Source organism: Paralteromonas sediminis, assembly GCF_003820355.1.
Lineage (GTDB): Bacteria > Pseudomonadota > Gammaproteobacteria > Enterobacterales > Alteromonadaceae > Alteromonas_F > Alteromonas_F sediminis.
This window is the reverse complement of the sequence record NZ_RPOK01000001.1, coordinates 157,553-176,285: the sequence shown is the minus strand read 5'-3', so window position 1 is coordinate 176,285 and position 18,733 is coordinate 157,553. Positions and strand designations below refer to the sequence as shown.

The window sequence follows — 18,733 nt, the reverse complement described above, 5'->3', positions numbered from 1 at the left end:
AAAAAGTAAGGAGGTTGCGCAGTGAATACCATTGCTCCGCATGATACATATTCTCTGGTAAACCAGCCGACGACACTCTTCATTGATGTACGCGAACCGGCAGAACACGCGACTGCGCACATTGAAGGTTCAACCTTGGCGGCACTCAGCAAGCTCGACAAGTTTATGATCGCCGATGGCATCAGCGACGTGGTAGTGTACTGTCAAAAGGGCATTCGGGCCGAAAAGGCCATTAAGCAATTGCAAATCCGTTATGCACATTTACGCTTTCACAACCTTAAAGGCGGCATCAATGGCTGGCAGGAAGCTGGGCTTCACGTAGTAAAAGGGCAACCTAAAGGCTTAACGCTCGACCGTCAGGTGCAACTCACAGTCGGAGCGGGTGTATTGATTAGTACACTGCTAGCCGCTACGGTTTCAATGCAGTGGTTATGGTTTACTGGATTGTTGGGCGTGGGATTATTTGTAACCGGTGCCACAGGCACCTGTGGTCTGGCTTTGCTCATGGCACGTATGCCATGGAATCAATAAATTCGTTTTTAAGGAGCATTTATGAAAAAGGTAGCGGTTATTTTAAGCGGTTCTGGGGTATTCGATGGTGCTGAAATTCACGAATCGGTACTAACATTGTTGGCCCTGGAAAGAGCGGGTGTGAAGTACAGCTGTTTCGCCCCCGATATCAACCAGTTGCATGTGGTGAATCACCTCACAGGCGAAGTAGACGAAAGCGATACACGCAATGTGCTGGTTGAAGCAGCCCGAATTGCGCGCGGTGATATTCAAAATGTGGCCGAGCTTAATGCAGATGAGTTTGACGCCCTTATGCTTCCGGGCGGTTTTGGCGCAGCCAAGAACCTATGCACGTTTGCAGTACATGGTAAAGACAGTGAGGTGAATGAAGATGTACTCGCCGCCTGTAAAGCCTTTGCCGATGCTGGCAAACCGGCGGCCTATGCCTGTATCGCCCCTGCCATTATCCCTGCCGTGTATCCTCAGGGTGTGAAACTCACTATAGGAACAGATGCAAGTACAGCCGAAGCGCTTAATGCTATGGGTGCCAGCCATGTTGATTCAAGCGTAGACGGCGTGGTTTACGATGAAACCTATAAGGTATTCTCGACACCTGCGTATATGCTGGCAGCTAATATTACCGAAGCAGCAGCCAGTATTGACAACATCGTTAGCAAACTGGTGGCTGCTATTGATTAAGCCTTAATCACATTCAGTTTTTTAACGATATAGCTGGTCGTGAATAGCAGAAAGAAAAGGTGCGGCGAATAGATGAGCAGGTTGTCAGGAATGAACACCATTACCGTAATCACAGCCGCACTAATAACACAGTTGAGCAACCAGCTAATCTCGTTCTCGCGGGTATACTTGAGCTCAAGTTCGCTGAGAGCCAACTTTACACGTAAATGTCGGGCATAAGCATACAGGGCCCAAAAGTTCACCGTTAACGCCAAGAAGCCGATAGCATAGAACAAAAACATCATTCTTAAATTGTCATAGCCATCAAGTTCTATACCCAACGGAAAGTAGCCGTCAGACACTATAAAAAACAACCCCTGCATCATCAGTCTTAGCGGGTACATGAAAATCAGGACTATGCAAATCAACACACTGCTAAGAAACACAGTCATACGATCTTCCAGGCCGTAATGACGTGACCAGTTAGCATGAATATGCCACACATAAATAATGAGAGCACTGCTCATCAGAAAGCTGGGAATATTCCTAATGGCCATTTTAAACTCGTCCATGTTTCGCGGCATGTCATCCAGTGAAATAATCAGCATAGTGATGGCAAAAGCAAACGCCGCTGCCACGAAAATCTCGATGCGCGTCATGGCTTCACCACGCATCTTGAATTGTTGCTTGCCCTGTTCGTCCATATTTGCCTCTGATTGCTGGCCGTTACACCTTTAACGTCGCAAGTTTTCCAAGTGGTTGGTCAATGGAAACGGGCGGTTCGGTAAACCAATGTGCCTGACGTTCCCCCATGTAGATACAGTCTTCTATCCTTACGCCAAACTCGCCCGGAAGATAAATACCCGGCTCATTTGACAAGCACATGCCTTTAGCAAGCTTGGTCTTTTCTCCCCTTACAAAATTGATGGGCTCATGGCCCTCCATACCAATTCCATGGCCTGTTCTGTGCGACAAACCGGGTAGTTTGTAATCTGGGCCAAACCCACTTCTTTCGTAAAATTGCCTGACCAAATCATCAATGCGGCCTGCGGGCGTACCGACCTGAGCGGCCTCAAAGGCAATTTGCTGCCCTTGCCTGACGGTATCCCACACCCGACGATGTTGTTTGCTGGGTTCACCAAACACCAAAGTTCTGCTTATATCAGAGCGATAGCCATGCACGTTACAACCACAATCCATTAATATGATCGATCCTTCTTTCAAGGTATGCGATTTTTTTGTACCGTGTGGGTAAGCACTTGCTTCGTCAAACAAGGCCATACCCCAAGCCCCGCCACCTCCTAGCGCACTCTGAGTAGATACCAACACACTTTTCACATCCGCTTGGGTCATGCCTGCTTCAAGTACACTATATAAATACTCATAAGCACGAAGAGTAACCTCACTGGCTTTGTGCATCAGGGCAATTTCATGTGGCGATTTAAACATTCTACAGGCTAGCGTCACGGGCTCTGCGCTGGTGTATGACATAGTAGGCAATAGCGACATAATGCCGTCGAGAACGAAAAACCTCACGCTGCTCTCAAAGCCTAACTTACCGCTGTTAACTCCCCTATCAGCTAACACTTCTTTTACCCGCTGATACGGGTTTTCGTCTTCCTGCCATAATCTAACATCGTCACCAAATACGAGTAGCTCTCTGATGCTGGATTCTTCAAAGAAAGGGCAGATAATGGCGATGTCACCTTGTCGGGGGATCACCACAGAAACCAGCCGTTCACTGCGCCACCACTGAATGCCAGTAAAATAGTCCATCGCAGGACCAGGCTCTAGCACTATGGCACTAATGTCTTGCTCGGCCATTACTGCTTGCGCTTTTTGGATACGTCCTAACCTCTCTTTTACAGAGATCGGTGAGACATTCATATCGACTGCCGGCAATTTACTGTCTTTTTTCGCTACCGGTGCCGACAAAGCAACTGTAGGTACAGAAGCCGCCGCCATTCCTAGGGCTGAGAGTTTCAGGAACGTTCTTTTATTCATTATTATGCAACCTGCAAAATTCCGTGAAGTTAAAGAGTACATGCCAAATAAGCAAGATAACAGTTCAAACTGGCTGTTGCATACGATGCTATGGATTGACGAATCTAACTACAACCGTTAATTTTGGTGTGTCGATATCAAAGTGTACAAGGAAGTATAATGAACAAAATCAGTCTGACATTGGTCGCACTGTGTGCCATAACTGCAGCATTCTTTGCGGGTAGATGGAGTTTTTCATCGCACCTCGAGCCTTTACCTATTGCAACTCAACATGTATCGCAGTCCCCATCTCATGCCAACATTGCGCCTCCCGCTATTACCAAATCCTGTATCCAAGATGTGATGTCTGAAAATCACGAGGATTCTGGAGCGCTCGAGGAAAACGAAAAGATAGAACAATTAAATGCACAGTTGCTTGTTGTGAAAGGACAATTGCAAAACGCTTACCGGAAAATAGACGAAGCTTATGCTCTTATGCAAGAAGCGGGGTTGCAGCAGCCAGATTCTTTTGACAACAGTATCATCCACAATAATCTTCCAGAGCCGTTTAAAAGTGCCATGCTCAGCCACGAATTTTCAATTAAAACATTCTTCGCAAAATACATCAGGGATAAACGCGATGAATCTTGGGCGCCCTACTTTGAAAATCAAATCCAAGACTTTTACACACTGCATGAATTGGGTCATCACGTAAAACTGGATGCCGTGATCTGCAAAACCACATTTTGCGAGATCCGAGGTTTTGATATCGAGGTAGGCGCCAACAACACCATACTGGAAGACATGCAACGCCAGAGTTGGTTTAACGCGCTTACGTCATCCATGACACAAACTGCGCCACCCAGTTTCAGGGAGCTTGAGTATATCAATCAGTTTCACATTCTTATCCAAATGCGAGACAAATAACCAGAAACACGCTTTACCAGCATGCTACAGGTGTTTTCTCTACCGCGTGATTAATAGTCAGCGTAGTACACCCATCATCTGCACGGCTTGCTAAACTTGACCCTTCTATCAAATTGGTCATCAACTGATACCGGCGTTGCTACAGTTACCCAAGAGCCTATTGTGTCTATCATTGAATTAACCAAGTAGGTAGTTATGGTGGCGGCGCTACACCCCTAACGCTTGTGACAACAGCGACCCTTTCAATAGATCTTGCTTGTTCACTAATGACAAACCACTGCTGCGAATAAGCTTTTTAAGCGGATGACTGCCTGTAAAGAGCTGATGGAAGCCTTCCATTGCAGCAATAGTCTTTACTGCATGGGTTTTGCGTGAACGTTCGTACTGGCGAAGATCGCCGTTTTGTAGCAAATAATCGGCCAAATGCCACACGTCACCAAAACCGAGATTGACGCCCTGTCCAGCCAAAGGGTGAATGGTATGCGCAGCATCGCCACACAGCACCAGATTATTGTCGAGCCATTTGCGTGCGTACTGCATTTTTAGCGGAAACGCCCTTCTTTCACTGGCAAGGCGAATCTTACCTAACACCTGATCACTGGTTACCATAAGGGCCTTGTTAAACGCGTCTTCGTCCAGTACCAGCAGTGCTTCACTAACTTTAGTGGTTTGAGACCAGACAATAGAGCATAAATGCGGGTCGCCCAAAGGTAACAACGCCAGCGGACCATGTTCGGTAAATACCTGTCGGGCACAGTTTTCATGGGGTAAAGTAGTCTTGATGGTTGCCACTATGGCCTGCTGGCCATAATCGCGAAACGTCAGTGGAAAATTGGCGATTTTTCGAACCAGAGACTGGCCACCGTCTGCTCCAACAATAAAATCGGTCGACAGCATTTGTTCGTCACTCAACACAATCGCATGCTGCTTTTCACCCAGCGACAGCTTGTCAATACTAACAGCGTCAAACACCTGCACATTACTCTGTGTTAACACTTCTTTTGCCAGTGCATTTACCAGTGCTTGGTTTTCCACAATGGTACCCAAATGACTTGCATTTGCTTCACTGGCAGTAAACGTAATTTTACCAAAACTGCGCGCTTCCCATACCAACATATCGTCATAAGTGCATGTACGGGTAGTGTCTAGATGCTGCCAAACATTGAGCGCTTCAAGCTGACTTTGGTTGTGTAAATTGATTGCTGACACCCGAAGCGTGGGCTCAGTAGGCAGCGATTGAGTCAAAGGTTCAGCCCCAATAAGTGCAATGCGTTTGTTCAGTGGCGCGAGCGCGCGAGCCAGGGCCAAGCCAACCATACCGGCACCCACAATACTAATATCAAAGTGCTGCATGTGATTTACCCATAGCGTTGTGCGCAAATGCTTTTTTTGCATTTGGCAGGAAGTTCAGCCCGGTCAGACCAATATTGCGGCCCATGACCAGCGGTAAATGTTGATTCGAGAAAAGGCGCACTAACGCATCGGTCATAAATACAGTGCGAGTTTTGTCGACATGACGTTTTTGCTGGTACGCCCGAAGAACACTGTATAGGCCAGCGTCCTGGGCATGTTCCTTTACCACTGACAACAAGTCACTCACATCGCGAAACCCTAAATTCACGCCCTGCCCCGCAATAGGATGTAAAGTTTGTGCTGCATTGCCTATTGCCACACAACGGTGTTGAAACACCGAGTCCAGTTGACGAAGCGCCAGTGGATAAGAGGCTCTCTCACTGATGCGTTTAATCATCCCGCAGCGATACCCAAATTGCGCCTGAAGATGATTGATAACCTGCTTATCGCTTTGCGTTAACCAATACTCTGCCTCATCAGAGAGGACTGTCCACACCACACCAAACCGGTGTGATTCTAGCGGCAATAAAGCCAAAGGCCCAGAATCAGTAAAGCGTTCATACGCCCACCCTCTGTGCGGCTCACTGGTCTCCAGAGAAAGCGTGATAGCCGTTTGTTCATAATGATTGTGCGTTCGCCTAAAGCCTAACTGCTCAGCCAGAGTTGAACGACCACCATCAGCCATAATCAGTAACTTACTAGTTAGCGTCTTGCCGCTACTTAATGTGAATTGGCAATGTTCCTGAGTACGCACTATCTCTGTAACCTCAGTTCTGTTCAGGTAGGTCAGGCGATCAGCAGTAAGATCGAGTGATTGATAAAGCTGCTGACCCAATTGTGCCAACGACACCACCAAACCAAACGCTTCGATGCCATAGTCGTTTGCGTGAAGCAACACCTGACCAGCATGCCCTTTATCACTAACGTGAATATGTTCAATGGGTGCGCTAACCATCTTATTCAGACTACATCCGAGTGCTTGCAGAATGCGTAAGCTTTGATCAGAAAGAGCGATGGTTCGTTGGTCAAAACCGGCTTGTTCACTATGAGGATTAGGGGGTTCACCGGCATCAATCAATACTACATTTAAGCGGGTATGACGCTGCAGTCCAAGGGCCATGGCACATCCAGTGGCTCCTCCGCCAATAATGGCTATATCATAGTTTTGCAGGCCCTGGCTCATTCAGAGCCCTGCATAAGGCTTTCTATTGCAGCAATCGTTTTCGGCGCATCCTCAGTGATGATGTCATTGCCGTTTGCGGTAATAACAATGTTGTCTTCTATTCTTATGCCAATACCGCGGTATTCATCGGGAATGTCTTCTTCATCAGGAATATACAGGCCGGGCTCTACCGTTAATACCATACCTGGTTGCAGAGGTCTGTCTTTACCTTGTGACTTGTAGTCGCCCACATCGTGAACATCCAGACCTAGCCAATGGCCAAGTCCGTGCATGTAAAAGCGTCGATAAGCTTTATCTGCAATGAGTTGATTGACCTCTCCAGACAGAATACCCAGTTCAACAAGTCCTGTGGTCAAAATCTCTACAACCTCTTCATTCGCGTCGTTAATAGTGTTGCCAGCAACCAGCAGTGACAGAGCGCTTTCCTGCGATTGCAGTACCAGCTCGTACAGGGCTTTCTGTGCTTTACTAAACGTTCCATTTATCGGGAACGTGCGGGTGATATCGCTGGCATAGCCGTCGAGCTCTGCGCCCGCATCAATGAGTACCAAGTCACCGTCTTTCATCGCATCGCGGTTTTCTGTGTAGTGCAAAATACAGGCGTTTTCACCGCTTCCGACTATTGTGTTGTAGGCAGGCGCCAGCGCACCTTGCGAAGCAAATGTATGGTGCATATCTGCCGCCAACTGGTACTCAAATTTACCCGGTTGTGAAGCGGTCATCGCACGCTTATGCGCCTCAACAGAAATCTTTGCGGCTTGTTTCATAATGGCAATTTCAGCACAGGACTTAAACAAGCGCATCTCATGTACAATCGGCTGCCAGTCAATAAACGCTGTGGGTGCGACTGCCGTTCTAGACGCTTTGAGTTGGGCGACAACGTCGGGCACCAGTTCATCACTTTGGGGGTGATGCCCCAATGAGAGATACACATGCTCGTGGCCATCTACCAACGTTAGCAAAGCTTCAGGAAGGTCATCATTGGAAAAGCACATATCCAACATAAACGATTCCTGAGCCCTATCTACACCCAGTCGACGCCCATGCCAAATTTCAGCATGCCTGTCGGTAGGCCTGACTGACATGGCACGAAACGGCGCGTCTGTATCGTTGCGATTAGACAAAATTAACCAGCTGTCGGGCTCGTTAAAACCCGTCAGGTAAAAAAAGTCGCTGTCCTGCCTGAATGGAAACTCTGTATCTCTGCTGCGAGTCAACTCAGACGCACTGCGAATAATAAGAATGCTATTGGGCAAACATTTAGCCAATAAACGAGATTGGCGAGTGACATATTCTTCTTGCGTAATCATGCATTAATGTACCGAGGGTGAAGGTGCATCATCCAGTAGTGATTTGCCCAATTCACTAAAGCAAAACATTGCTGACATGCGCACGTATTCAATCACTTCCTGAAGTGCACGTTCTGACTCTTCATCTTCTTCCATCGGCTCTTCCATACGCGCGATGTCAGAAAAATCGGCCATCACTTCTTTTACTTCATCAGAGCAGCCGGTAAGGTCATTTTGCTGCATGCCAAACCCCAGCATAAACCCCTGTACCCATTCAATAAGGGCCACACCTCGGACATTTAGACTTGCCTCGTCGTTGGGCAGCAACAAATTTAATCCAAACTGACCTTCAATTAAATCCTGACAACATTCATTAAACACCTGCGTTAGCGTGAACAGGGTTTGTTCATTAAACGTGCCCTCTTCATTACAAGTGTCTTGCAGAACATTGACCCAGTCGTTTTGTGCATGGCCCATGCCACCACTCAGTAATCCACATAAGATTCCATGAATCTCCGCAGGGTCTGCAATAACATTGTGCTGTTTTAATACGGCAGCAACGTCTTCATAGGTTTGTTTTTTAATCACACCAATACTCTTAATCGCTTTTGACGTCATGCTACCTAAGTTAAGTGCTATGATCTACTTCACGAACACGGGCGTTTCATATACCCTGACGCCCTTGGTCTACAAGTTTATGTTTCCTGAGGTGTTAGCCAGTTCATTCATGTCCCTGGCCGATGCTTTAAACCAAGGAAGCTGACACGCTGCTATTGTGCAAGCTCAGCGCGTACTGAGAAGCCTACGGTGGCGAAGAGGCTTCCGCCCTGAACTTTTCGGTTCACGGGCGAACAATGAACAGCGGCACTTTGGGAAACACCCTATTGGATAGATTATGACCATTTATAATTTAGGATCAGTCAATATTGACCACGTTTATCAGGTTGACCATTTTGTTCAGCCTGGCGAAACCATGGCATCTACTGCTTATCAACAATTGCTAGGTGGCAAAGGCGCCAATCAGTCTGTCGCCCTCGCTAGAGCGGGCGCCAGCGTTAAACATATAGGAAAGCTTTGCAAAAGCGATAATCAGTATGTTTCCATGCTGACACGCTACGGTGTTGACTGCGAACATATTGCGTTAGAAGAAACACCCTCTGGCCATGCCATTATTCAGGTCACGCCAGAAGGTGAAAACGCTATTGTGCTGTTTGGTGGTGCTAACCAAACTATCGCCTCTAGAGACATCGAGCAGGCATTAGCCACCGCCAGTAAGGATGATTGGTTATTACTGCAAAATGAAACCAGTGCCTTAGAGAGTGCCATCGCCATCGCAAAACAACGTGGCGTTCGTGTCGCTTTCAACCCTGCCCCAATGACAGACGCTGTGAAGGAGCTACCACTTAACGATATTGATTTATTGATAGTGAATGAAGTTGAAGGCGCCATGCTAACTGGATGCGACGATAAAGCAGGGATTTTGGATTATTGTAAGCAACAGTGGCCAAACAAAGATATTATCCTGACGTTAGGAAAACAAGGCGTATGCATGCTTAGCCAAGGTCAGCTCGTTGAGGTGGATGCCTTCACTGTAGACGCAGTAGACACCACCGCCGCTGGAGACACTTTTATCGGCTTTTTCCTTGCTGCGTATAGTCAAAACATCGATAGTCAGCAGGCACTGCAACGAGGCTGTGCCGCTTCTGCTATCTCTGTCACGCGCGCGGGTGCCGCACAATCTATACCCAACCAAAGCGAAGTCGACGCTTTTTTACAAAAAGAAGGTAACTCATGACCCACAAGATTATATTGGACACGGATCCGGGCATCGATGATGCGATGGCTATCTTTTTTGCATTTCAATCTCCCGATATTGAAGTGCTTGGACTCACAACGGTATATGGCAACGTGCCTGTTAGTATGTCAGCACAAAATGCACTAGCGTTGTGTGAATTGGCAAAAATGGACATCCCTGTTACCAAAGGTGTGGGGATGCCATGGGTGGGGCCTGAGTCAAGCTATGCCCATTTTGTTCACGGAGATGACGGCTTTGGCGATATCAATCATCCTGCGCCCAAAGGTGAGCTAGATCCGCGCTCTTCTGCCCAGTTCATTGTGGACATGGCGAGACAATACCCTGGGGAAATAACACTGGTTGCAGTAGGTCCTTTGGGCAATTTAGCGCTAGCCTTGCGCCTCGAACCCGAGCTGCCGAAGCTCATCAAAGGCGTTAATATTATGGGCGGTGCGGCATTTGTAAAAGGCAATGTGACCCCTGTTGCTGAGGCAAACATCTGGAATGATGCACACGCTGCCGATATAGTATTTTCAGCCGACTGGGATATTCACATGTTCGGCCTGGATGTTACCAATGCCGTTCCATTTGATCCTGCATTTGTCGATATTCTTGCTGAAAAAAACCCCGTACTTGGTGGCTTCGTTCAGCGCTCATCACAATTTTATATTGACTTCTACTCGCAGGGTCGTAGTGACCGCGTGTGCTTTTTCCACGATGCCTTTCCGCTTGCCCATTTAATTGAACCTGACTTATTTGAGTTCACAGAGGGACATATTCGCATTTCAACTGACGAATTGAACCGCGGGCAAACTTCTGTGGCCCCTGAGGGCACTACAGCTAGTCCGCTGTGGCTGAACGCACAGAAGGTGAAAGTTGCCGTTCGTGTTGACCACCCACGATTAACGCAACTGTTTATCGACACCTACGCACGATAACGTCTGCAAAACGCGCTGCTGCCACCTGTTTTCGCCACTATGTCTCACACTAATAGACAACACCTAAGAAAGCACTTTAAGGCAGCACGCGCGGCATTATCTGCCACCGCGCAACATCAGGCTGCAACGGCACTTTGCCAGCAATTACAGAGCAGTAAAATCATTCAGCACGCCCGCACGGTGAGTGTTTATTTGGCGCATCGGGGGGAAATAAACCTTACGCCTTTTATAACTTGGTGTTGGCAACAGAAAAAAATGACGGCATTGCCCGTATTGCACCCCTTTAGTCAAGGCTATTTGCTTTTTCAGGGGTATTCCCCCATGACACAAATGACTAAAAATAGATTCCATATTGAAGAACCCGCTTTGGCTTGCAATACCTTAGTTACCTTGGCTGAACTGGATGTGATCCTGATGCCCCTTGTCGCTTTCGACCAACACAAAAATCGTCTTGGTATGGGCGGAGGGTTTTACGACAGAACCTTAGCCGCAATAAGAGATAAAAATAAAAAAGCCATCTTCATAGGGGTGGCGCATGAATGCCAATACTACGATAATACCCTACCCGCTGAACCCTGGGACATACCGCTCGATTACGTGGTCACGCCAGAACAGATAATATAATTCACACTGCCCTACGGAGATACTATGGATCAAAACGCGAAAAAACAGGCTGTGGCAAAAGCCGCCCTCGACTATGTCAAAGACGACTGCATCATAGGTGTAGGGTCTGGTAGTACGGTAGGCTGTTTCATTGAGGCTCTGGCACCATATGTTGACCGTATAAAAGGTGCCGTTTCTGCGTCTGAATCATCTACGGCAAAACTCAAAGCCATCGGGATTGAAGTTTTTGATCTCAATGACGTCAGTGAACTGGACATTTATGTGGACGGCGCGGATGAGGTAACAGAGCACAAGCATATGATAAAGGGTGGTGGTGCTGCACTTACCAGAGAAAAAATCGTCGCTGCCGTCGCGGAGACATTTGTATGTATTGTTGACGACAGTAAACGTGTAGATGTTCTAGGCCGTTTTCCATTGCCTGTAGAAGTTATTCCAATGGCCCGTTCTTACGTTGCCAGAAAGCTGGTAGAGCTTGGCGGCGATCCTGAATATCGCCAGGGAGTGATCACAGATAATGGCAACGTGATCCTAGATGTTCACAACATGCGCATTTTGGACCCTAAAAAACTTGAGTCAGACATTAATGCCATTGCGGGTGTAGTAACCAACGGCCTGTTCGCCCATCGCGGAGCGGATATTGTACTGACTGCCAGTGAGAGCGGTATTGTGAAGTATTAAACAGTTGGAATAAAACTACTGAGAAAGGCCTTAATGAGGTGGGGTGGGCTTGATTACCTCTCCGAGGCGTGGATGCCGAGGCGGAGCGCCCAGGGATGGGTTCACAGCGTGGTAATCAAGCCTACCCTGGCTCATTGAGGTCGATTTCATTACTCAACGTCATAAACCTCTCTCAGTCACCCATTTTTTGTTCAACTATTTTTTAATAAGTCAGAAAATTCGCTTTTGTTACATCACGAGATCTGGTAACTTCTGTTCTCCGTTTAGCCGTCCAGATGTCCCAAAAATACGAGTGTATTCATGACTAAAGTTTCTTTACCCAAAGACAAAATTAAAATTCTCCTGTTGGAAGGTGTGCACAAGAGCGCAGTAGAAACCTTACAGGCCAATGGTTACCATAATATTGAATACCTTAAGACATCTTTGCCAGAAAACGAGCTCATTGAGAAAATCAGTGATGTGCACTTCGTAGGCATTCGTTCACGTACCCAGTTGACACAAAACGTGGTTGATGCAGCGAGCAAATTGGTCGCCGTAGGCTGTTTTTGTATTGGCACCAATCAGGTTGACCTTAACGCTACTCAAGCCAGAGGTATCCCGGTATTTAACGCACCTTTTTCAAATACACGTTCTGTGGCTGAACTAGTGCTAGGCCAAATTATTTTGTTGCTGCGCGGTATTCCACTTAAAAATGCAAAAGCACATCGCGGCGAATGGCTTAAAAGTGCAGTGGGCTCTTTTGAAGCACGTGGAAAAGTGTTGGGCATTATTGGTTATGGCCATATTGGTACTCAGTTGAGTATTCTGGCCGAGCACCTGGGCATGCGCGTTCAGTTTTACGATATCGAAGATAAACTAGTGCTTGGTAATGCCACACAAATTAAGAGCCTTGAAACACTCTTGGCCACCTCTGATGTGGTGTCACTTCATGTACCGGAAACCCCTCAAACGCAAAATATGATTAATGCGAAAGCGTTAAAAGCAATGAAGCCTGGTAGCATTCTCATAAATGCTGCACGTGGCACCATTATCGATATTCCAGCATTAGAAAGTGCGTTAGACAGTGGCCATATAAGCGGAGCAGCAATCGATGTATTTCCTGTAGAGCCCAAAGGCAATGACGAAGAATTTGAATCACCACTACGTCGTTTTGACAATGTCATTCTGACGCCGCATGTCGGTGGCAGTACACAGGAAGCGCAAGAAAACATTGGTGTTGAAGTGGCAGGAAAACTGACTAAGTACAGTGATAATGGTTCGACGCTGTCTGCAGTTAATTTCCCCGAGGTTTCTTTACCGGAGCATACCGGTCGTTCGCGATTGTTACATATCCATAAGAATCGCCCTGGCGTACTCACACAAATCAACCAGGCCTTTGCCGAGAAGAACATCAACATTGCAGCACAATACCTACAAACCAGTGCTGAGATTGGTTATGTAGTGGTAGACGTTGAAGCCGATCACGCGGACGATGCGTTCGAGCAACTACTTAAAATTGACGGAACAATTAAAACGCGGATCCTTCATTAATTCGTCTACCCATCGCAATTAAGTTCTGAACATAAGCGCCGGGCATTTTCTATCCCTAAAAATGGGGTGTTAAGTGCCAGCGCGCTTCTCAGTTGTTCTTTGGCCTCTTTATTCTGACCAAGTTGTTTAAGCGTATGAGCGAGATGATAACGCACCGATGCATTATTGGTGTTTCGTGCAAATGCCTGACGCAATATTCTTAACCCCTGTTCAGGCTGCCCTTGAGAAGCCAATAGCCACCCTTTTGTGTCGAGGAATGCAGGGTTGTTTGGCGCATTGGACAGCGCTTCTTCAATAAGCTCACTGGCAAAATCAAGATCAGTATTTTGCTCAGTTAAAATAGCAGCCATGTTATTGATAATGGCATTCCTATTCTGTTCAAAACCGGCATCAATAAGTGCAACATAAAGAGGTTTTGCCTCGTTTAAATTGGCGTTATAGAAATAATAGTCAGCCAAAAGATTACGCTGAAAATGCGCATCAGAAAACGCATTCAAATGAGATTGCATGAGTGTGATAAACCCTTCTTCATTCACCCCTTTCATTGCCTGGTCAAATAACTTCGAAGCAGCAACGTAATTACTGGGCTCAGACTGCAATGCCTTAATAAACATACTATTAGCCAGTGTTAGGTTACCCTCTGCTTCTGCTACCTCGCCGGAAACTATCAGACTAATTGCCGAGTCGGGTTGTTGCATTTTTAGGGCATTAGCCTGTAACTTCGCATCAGTAATATTACCCTCTTTCAACAATACTCTGGCAAGTTCAACCAAACCGTCAGTCAATTCTGGATTTACGTCGAGTGCTTTTTTCAAGGAACGTAGTGCCCCCTCGTTATCCTCTGCGTCTATTTGTAACTTTGCTAGGTTGACCAGTTTTTCGGGCTCCTGCAACCAGATACCATAAAGCTTAGCCAACTCCCTTTTAGCCTGGTCTTTGTCGCCAAATGCCAATAACAAGCTGGCTCGTTTTTTAATGTATTTGTCTGATAATCGATTCTTGCGAAGTTGCCTCTCAACGATTGCCAACGCTGAAGAATAATTGGCTTGTGCTGTAAATACTTCTACCAGCAGGTCAGCGGCGCTAAAGGATGAATCTTCCATAGGGTTAAGAATATTCTCAGCTTGCTTATAGTCACCCTGCATCAAAAGTGCTCTGCCTAGCAAGAGACGACTCGCCTCAGTCAGCGAATCAACGGGTAACGCACGCAGTAGACTTTCCGCACGAGCAGCTTCGCCTTTTTCTACGTGCAAATGAGCGAGAGCAACCTGAACGGCCAATAACTCTGGTGCCAGTTTTTCGGCCCTGAGTAGCAACTCTTCTGCCACAGCATACTCTTCCAGTTGAATGTGTAACTTAGCCTTATCGATTATAACTTCGAGGTCATTTGGAGCTGCGTCTAACAGATATTCAAAAGTGCTGAGTGCCTCTGGATATACGTGAGCATTCACCATCAACTGGGCTTTTTTGTGTAATAAAGAGGGCTCAGTTGGGCTGGGGAATGCATTGTTAAACAAGGTCAACGCATCAGCATGTCGACCTCTGGCCGTCATTACATTTACTTTCATCAGCTCAATAGTGGGCTCATTGGTAAACCGCATGGATAACAGTGTCAGGAGCGAATCACATCGATGAATGCGCTTTTGATGAATAAATAGCTCGCACAGCAAAATATTCACAGGAATATCGTTGTTGAATTTATGTCTTCGCCTGTCCAAAAGTTCAAGCGCTCTGCCATGGTAGTTAAGCTTAACGTATGTTTCGGCCAGTAATACCAAGGCTGTTGTGTCGTCTGGATACAGCTCGATCATGCGTTCCAGCAATTGTTGTGCTGAGTCGAAATTGTTTGCCGTTAAGGCAAGTAGCGCGTCAGCCGTTTTTACTTCTCGTTCAGTAATGACTGGATCTAATGTGACCTGACTAAGCTCATCGAGGACTTTAAGAAAAATGTTATTTTGTCTATTCTGACTATCCTGCTGTAACGCGAACACTCCCCGCAGCATAGCGGTATGAGGTGCATCTGGGGCAAGCTTAACAATACGATTTACCCAGGATTTCGCCTCCTCGAACTGATTCAAAGTAATAAATGCACTTGCCAAGCTGCGAGCAAGTAAAGGATTTTGTGGTGCAGCGTCAGCAGCGCGTTGCAGTATAGTTAGAGCAGCGTCAGCATCACCCGTTGCCAATAAATATCGCCCGTGAAGCTGAGCGACTGACAAAGCGTCAGGAGATTGCTCACGTGCAACATTCAGATACGCCTCTGCGCGCTGCAATTCACCACGACGAATATAAAAGTGTCCCATATTCAGCGCTGTATGAAAGGCATTTACTTGCATACTTTCGGCAGACTGGTACAAGGTCTCAGCATCGTCTAACCGGTCGAGTTGAACCAAGGCGGACGCCTTTATCACATTGAGTAGATAGCTATTTTCTTTGCTTAGTCGTGATGTCTGAAGTGCAGCAATGCCTTCAAACTGACGATTTTCCAGCATTGCTTTGGCGAGCGGAACACGTGCCAGATTGGGATCGGCACCCTGTCGCATTGCCTGTCTATACAGTTCAGCAGCCTCGGTGTACGATGCCTGTTCAAACAGTACAGTGGCCATCAGCAGCTGGGATGATAAATCGGCAGGGTCCTGCTCCAGCGCGTTTGATAAATGACTGAGAGCCTCTTCGATTCTCCTGTCATTGAAGGCTTCTAACGCCTTTTCATAGTCACGTGAGGATTGGGCCAAGACAGGAAAGGACAGCGAAAGCAAACAAGCAAGGCAAACGACAGCTGCTGCCCTGCGAGGAATATACATCGTCATTAAAAAGCTCATTAACGTTTGATACATGAATGCTAGCGTATTTTTGAGTGTGAAAACAATAAACTACCCTCTTTAACCTATGCAGAGTTGCAGAAAAAATTGTCACTTCTTTTTGTCCTGTACTACGCATTTTTTGGCCCTTGTGTTAAAAACGTCTCATACTCTCCACCAATACTGTCAGAAAAGGAAAACTGGGTGGCCAACAAGACTTTCTTTAACCTTGAAACAATCGCTGCGCTTACAGCCATTGTTGTCTCTATCGCAGCGTTATTTATAGCCTGGGATCAATCTCAGGTAATGCGAGCACAACAACATGCGTCGGTTTGGCCTATGGTAGACACGCGTGTCAGCATTGCAAAAGATGATAAAGCATATTTTCTATCTATCGACATCAAGAACGTTGGGGTAGGTCCTGCCTTATTGAATCAGGCAACGTTTACAGCACAGGATAAACCTCTGCTCACCTTTGAACAGCTTGATGAATTTCTTTTAGAATCACAATTTGAGGGTAATCGACAAATTCACTCATCTTCACTTTCGGGTGTACTCGGTGCTGGTGAAGCACGAGTTGTGTTAAAAGTATCTTGGCCGATAACAGATAAAAACACAGAAGCGTTCAGACAACTAGCCTCTAACTTCATGGGCGATAGTGCCGTAGATTTAGACATTAACCTTTGTTATTGCTCAGTGTTTGACAAATGTTGGAGAACCCAAGATGAAAGAAGTAGTCCGTCAGCTTTTGTAGGCTATTGCCCCGTTCAAGAAACGGATCCCATCGAGACATTGATGGGATCGTTATCATCTTCTCAGTCGGAATTAGAAGAAGGTATAAACCAAGGTGACTGAAGTTTCTGAGTCCAGGTTCTTACGTGTCTCTGGCACATCCGTATTGTGGTCGAGCTTGAGGGCTACTTTCATCGACAATGAGCCGTTTATTTTAGCAGTTAATGCAGTTTCTGCTCTGGATTTAGTGTTGTCAGAACCCACTTCTGTAGATAGCGTTTGAGTAAACTTGGCTGTGTCAGAAATATTCCAACGATAAGCAGCAGAACCACGTACGATAAAGCTGTCTGCATCTTCACCTTCATTAGTTTCCTGGAACGCATAACCCGGACCCACACTGTATTCAAAACTACTTACGTCGTTTTGCCATACTTTTTGGTTCCAACCGGCCGCTATTGTGGCCTGGTACTTGTAGGCACCCAAGCGGTCGTCTTCGTAGGAGGCAAAACCAAACAGACGGTGATTGGGGTTTTCTAATTTGTAGTTACCCTGGGCTGACGCAAAGAACTTTTGCGCTGAAACCTGATCAACGTCTTCACCATTTACCTGATTCGTTTCTTTTTTGTAAAGTCCCTCAATTAAATAGTCGTTGCTCCAGTTTTCGAGCTCTTGTTTGGCAGTCAGGCCGGCAGACACAGACGTAGTTTCAGTATTACCTGTGGTCAAAATTAAACCAAACTCGCCGTCAAGAGAGAACGTTTTTGCTTCTTCAGCAACAACAGGGGTAGCCATGAGGATAGCCAGTGATAACAGGGTGCGTTTCATAATAAGGATAGTTCCTTTGCTCAGTAATTAGTCAGATAAGGCTGTCAGAGCGCTATGGTAATCTGCAGCCTGACCATGTCAACTAAAAGAATTGATAAACCAAGGCTACAGACGTTTCCGTATTTAGTGTGGCGTCGTCAAGCCTAGGCGAGGTGTTGTGGTCTAGTTTCAGAGAAAGCTTCATGGCCAAGGCATCGAATATGTTGGCCGAAATAGAGGTTTCAGACCGAGAGCGGGTGTTTTCATCACCAGCCGCTGTGCTGAAAAACTGTCTAAGCCTCGCACCCGAGGTCCACTTGTAGAGGTATTCCGCCGAGGCCCGAACAATGAAACCACTGTTGTCGTCGCCATCACCGTTTTTTCTCTCTGAAAAATTAAAACCTGGCCCTATGCTATAGCGAAAAGAACTGGCATTGTCACGCCACTTCACATGGGCCCATCCTGTTGCAATAGACGCCTGATAGTCAAAGGCACTAAAACGGTCGTCTTCATAATCGGCAAACAAGAAAATGCGCTGTTCGGGGTTTAGTAATTTATAATCTGCGTGGCTGGACGCATACACCCTTTGCGCTGTAGTACGCTTAGCATTGTCTTGGTTGATTCGCTGACTGCGTGTATACAAGCCCTCAACTTCATATTGATTGCTCCAGGTTGCCGTTTCATGCGTGGCAAACAGCTTACCTTTCACTGATGTTGCATCTGTGTTGCCGCTTGCCATAATGAATCCAAACTCTCCTTCTAGGGCGAATCCAGGTTCAGCACCTTCGTTGCGACTATCAGAGAAATCTACCGCATACAGCATTTTTATAATGTCTTCTCTGCCGCCCGCTCCCATAGCAGACGCAGAAAACAAAAAACACAATAATAATGGGCACAGCCCTGCCCCA

At 46.6% G+C, this 18,733-nt stretch carries 18 protein-coding genes and 1 other RNA gene; 10 read left to right on the top strand and 9 right to left on the bottom strand.

From position 1 onward, the window contains the following. Positions 1-21: 21 nt before the first annotated feature. Positions 22-531 (top strand): rhodanese-like domain-containing protein, encoded by a 510-nt coding sequence (locus DRW07_RS00835; protein WP_124025994.1) that lies wholly within the window; start codon positions 22-24, stop codon positions 529-531. 21 nt (positions 532-552) lie between these two features. Beyond that, positions 553-1,209, top strand: coding sequence for an isoprenoid biosynthesis glyoxalase ElbB (gene elbB, locus DRW07_RS00830; protein WP_124025993.1), 657 nt, complete (start codon positions 553-555; stop codon positions 1,207-1,209). Here elbB and DRW07_RS00825 read toward each other — a convergent pair. Both DRW07_RS00825 and DRW07_RS00820 read right to left on the bottom strand, forming a co-directional pair. Beyond that, entirely contained in the window at positions 1,206-1,892 is a 687-nt protein-coding gene (locus DRW07_RS00825) for a TMEM175 family protein (protein WP_124025992.1), read from the bottom strand. The genes elbB and DRW07_RS00825 overlap by 4 nt on opposite strands. Positions 1,893-1,914: 22 nt before the next feature. Further along, positions 1,915-3,192: a M24 family metallopeptidase gene (locus tag DRW07_RS00820; protein WP_124025991.1), complete on the bottom strand. Its 1,278-nt coding sequence runs from the start codon at positions 3,190-3,192 to the stop codon at positions 1,915-1,917. 159 nt (positions 3,193-3,351) lie between these two features. Between DRW07_RS00820 and DRW07_RS00815 the strand changes: the two genes are divergently transcribed. Next, on the top strand, positions 3,352-4,098 hold the full coding sequence (locus DRW07_RS00815) for a hypothetical protein (RefSeq protein WP_124025990.1): 747 nt from the start codon (positions 3,352-3,354) through the stop codon (positions 4,096-4,098). Between the two features lie 207 nt (positions 4,099-4,305). Here the strand turns inward: DRW07_RS00815 and DRW07_RS00810 are convergent, their stop codons facing one another. Genes DRW07_RS00810 through DRW07_RS00795 form a run of 4 tightly spaced genes read right to left on the bottom strand, consistent with a single transcriptional unit; the run spans position 4,306 to position 8,541 of the window. After that, complete coding sequence (locus DRW07_RS00810) at positions 4,306-5,451, bottom strand: FAD-dependent monooxygenase (protein WP_124025989.1); 1,146 nt, start codon at positions 5,449-5,451, stop codon at positions 4,306-4,308. Further along, the gene (gene ubiH, locus DRW07_RS00805) at positions 5,438-6,634 is read right to left on the bottom strand and encodes a 2-octaprenyl-6-methoxyphenyl hydroxylase (protein WP_124025988.1); all 1,197 of its coding nucleotides are present in this window, start codon (positions 6,632-6,634) and stop codon (positions 5,438-5,440) included. The genes DRW07_RS00810 and ubiH overlap by 14 nt, the downstream gene beginning before the upstream one ends. Further along, positions 6,631-7,944, bottom strand: coding sequence for a Xaa-Pro aminopeptidase (pepP, locus tag DRW07_RS00800; RefSeq protein WP_124025987.1), 1,314 nt, complete (start codon positions 7,942-7,944; stop codon positions 6,631-6,633). The genes ubiH and pepP overlap by 4 nt, the downstream gene beginning before the upstream one ends. A gap of 3 nt (positions 7,945-7,947) precedes the next feature. Then, complete coding sequence (locus tag DRW07_RS00795; protein WP_124025986.1) at positions 7,948-8,541, bottom strand: UPF0149 family protein; 594 nt, start codon at positions 8,539-8,541, stop codon at positions 7,948-7,950. An 80-nt stretch (positions 8,542-8,621) separates the two neighbouring features. Here DRW07_RS00795 and ssrS point away from each other — a divergent pair. The 6 genes from ssrS to serA all read left to right on the top strand — a co-directional run bounded on the left by ssrS (position 8,622) and on the right by serA (position 13,488). Further along, positions 8,622-8,803, top strand: a non-coding RNA gene (ssrS, locus tag DRW07_RS00790) — 6S RNA. A gap of 15 nt (positions 8,804-8,818) precedes the next feature. Further along, on the top strand, positions 8,819-9,718 hold the full coding sequence (locus tag DRW07_RS00785; protein ID WP_124025985.1) for a ribokinase: 900 nt from the start codon (positions 8,819-8,821) through the stop codon (positions 9,716-9,718). After that, positions 9,715-10,656: a nucleoside hydrolase gene (locus DRW07_RS00780; RefSeq protein WP_124025984.1), complete on the top strand. Its 942-nt coding sequence runs from the start codon at positions 9,715-9,717 to the stop codon at positions 10,654-10,656. Before DRW07_RS00785 ends, DRW07_RS00780 begins: the two co-directional genes overlap by 4 nt. 39 nt (positions 10,657-10,695) lie before the next feature. After that, positions 10,696-11,280: a 5-formyltetrahydrofolate cyclo-ligase gene (locus DRW07_RS00775; RefSeq protein ID WP_124025983.1), complete on the top strand. Its 585-nt coding sequence runs from the start codon at positions 10,696-10,698 to the stop codon at positions 11,278-11,280. A 24-nt stretch (positions 11,281-11,304) separates the two neighbouring features. Continuing rightward, positions 11,305-11,958 carry a ribose-5-phosphate isomerase RpiA gene (gene rpiA / locus DRW07_RS00770; protein WP_124025982.1) on the top strand — a complete coding sequence of 218 codons (654 nt, stop codon included), beginning with the start codon at positions 11,305-11,307 and terminating at the stop codon, positions 11,956-11,958. 300 nt (positions 11,959-12,258) lie between these two features. After that, positions 12,259-13,488: a phosphoglycerate dehydrogenase gene (gene serA, locus DRW07_RS00765; protein WP_124025981.1), complete on the top strand. Its 1,230-nt coding sequence runs from the start codon at positions 12,259-12,261 to the stop codon at positions 13,486-13,488. A 5-nt stretch (positions 13,489-13,493) separates the two neighbouring features. On the opposite strand, the gene DRW07_RS00760 is transcribed toward serA, so the two are convergent. Further along, positions 13,494-16,298: a tetratricopeptide repeat protein gene (locus DRW07_RS00760; RefSeq protein ID WP_165870351.1), complete on the bottom strand. Its 2,805-nt coding sequence runs from the start codon at positions 16,296-16,298 to the stop codon at positions 13,494-13,496. Positions 16,299-16,493: 195 nt separating this feature from the next. Between DRW07_RS00760 and DRW07_RS00755 the strand changes: the two genes are divergently transcribed. Continuing rightward, a complete protein-coding gene (locus DRW07_RS00755) occupies positions 16,494-17,144 on the top strand; it encodes a hypothetical protein (protein ID WP_124025979.1) in 651 nt (216 codons plus the stop codon). Here the strand turns inward: DRW07_RS00755 and DRW07_RS00750 are convergent. Continuing rightward, entirely contained in the window at positions 17,115-17,846 is a 732-nt protein-coding gene (locus DRW07_RS00750; protein ID WP_124025978.1) for a DUF481 domain-containing protein, read from the bottom strand. The two genes, DRW07_RS00755 and DRW07_RS00750, sit on opposite strands and share 30 nt — an antisense overlap. 82 nt (positions 17,847-17,928) lie before the next feature. Next, on the bottom strand, positions 17,929-18,699 hold the full coding sequence (locus DRW07_RS00745; RefSeq protein ID WP_165870350.1) for a DUF481 domain-containing protein: 771 nt from the start codon (positions 18,697-18,699) through the stop codon (positions 17,929-17,931). Positions 18,700-18,733: the final 34 nt, after the last annotated feature.

Excerpts from the sequence above, each read along its gene's own strand:
- ubiH (WP_124025988.1), bottom strand. The coding sequence starts at position 6,634 with ATGAGCCAGGGCCTGCAAAACTATGATATAGCCATTATTGGCGGAGGA.
- serA (WP_124025981.1), top strand. The coding sequence starts at position 12,259 with ATGACTAAAGTTTCTTTACCCAAAGACAAAATTAAAATTCTCCTGTTG.
- rpiA (WP_124025982.1), top strand. The coding sequence starts at position 11,305 with ATGGATCAAAACGCGAAAAAACAGGCTGTGGCAAAAGCCGCCCTCGAC.
- DRW07_RS00815 (WP_124025990.1), top strand. The coding sequence starts at position 3,352 with ATGAACAAAATCAGTCTGACATTGGTCGCACTGTGTGCCATAACTGCA.
- DRW07_RS00820 (WP_124025991.1), bottom strand. The coding sequence starts at position 3,192 with ATGAATAAAAGAACGTTCCTGAAACTCTCAGCCCTAGGAATGGCGGCG.
- elbB (WP_124025993.1), top strand. The coding sequence starts at position 553 with ATGAAAAAGGTAGCGGTTATTTTAAGCGGTTCTGGGGTATTCGATGGT.
- DRW07_RS00760 (WP_165870351.1), bottom strand. The coding sequence starts at position 16,298 with ATGACGATGTATATTCCTCGCAGGGCAGCAGCTGTCGTTTGCCTTGCT.
- DRW07_RS00785 (WP_124025985.1), top strand. The coding sequence starts at position 8,819 with ATGACCATTTATAATTTAGGATCAGTCAATATTGACCACGTTTATCAG.
- pepP (WP_124025987.1), bottom strand. The coding sequence starts at position 7,944 with ATGATTACGCAAGAAGAATATGTCACTCGCCAATCTCGTTTATTGGCT.
- DRW07_RS00810 (WP_124025989.1), bottom strand. The coding sequence starts at position 5,451 with ATGCAGCACTTTGATATTAGTATTGTGGGTGCCGGTATGGTTGGCTTG.
- DRW07_RS00775 (WP_124025983.1), top strand. The coding sequence starts at position 10,696 with ATGTCTCACACTAATAGACAACACCTAAGAAAGCACTTTAAGGCAGCA.
- DRW07_RS00780 (WP_124025984.1), top strand. The coding sequence starts at position 9,715 with ATGACCCACAAGATTATATTGGACACGGATCCGGGCATCGATGATGCG.
- DRW07_RS00750 (WP_124025978.1), bottom strand. The coding sequence starts at position 17,846 with ATGAAACGCACCCTGTTATCACTGGCTATCCTCATGGCTACCCCTGTT.
- DRW07_RS00825 (WP_124025992.1), bottom strand. The coding sequence starts at position 1,892 with ATGGACGAACAGGGCAAGCAACAATTCAAGATGCGTGGTGAAGCCATG.
- DRW07_RS00795 (WP_124025986.1), bottom strand. The coding sequence starts at position 8,541 with ATGACGTCAAAAGCGATTAAGAGTATTGGTGTGATTAAAAAACAAACC.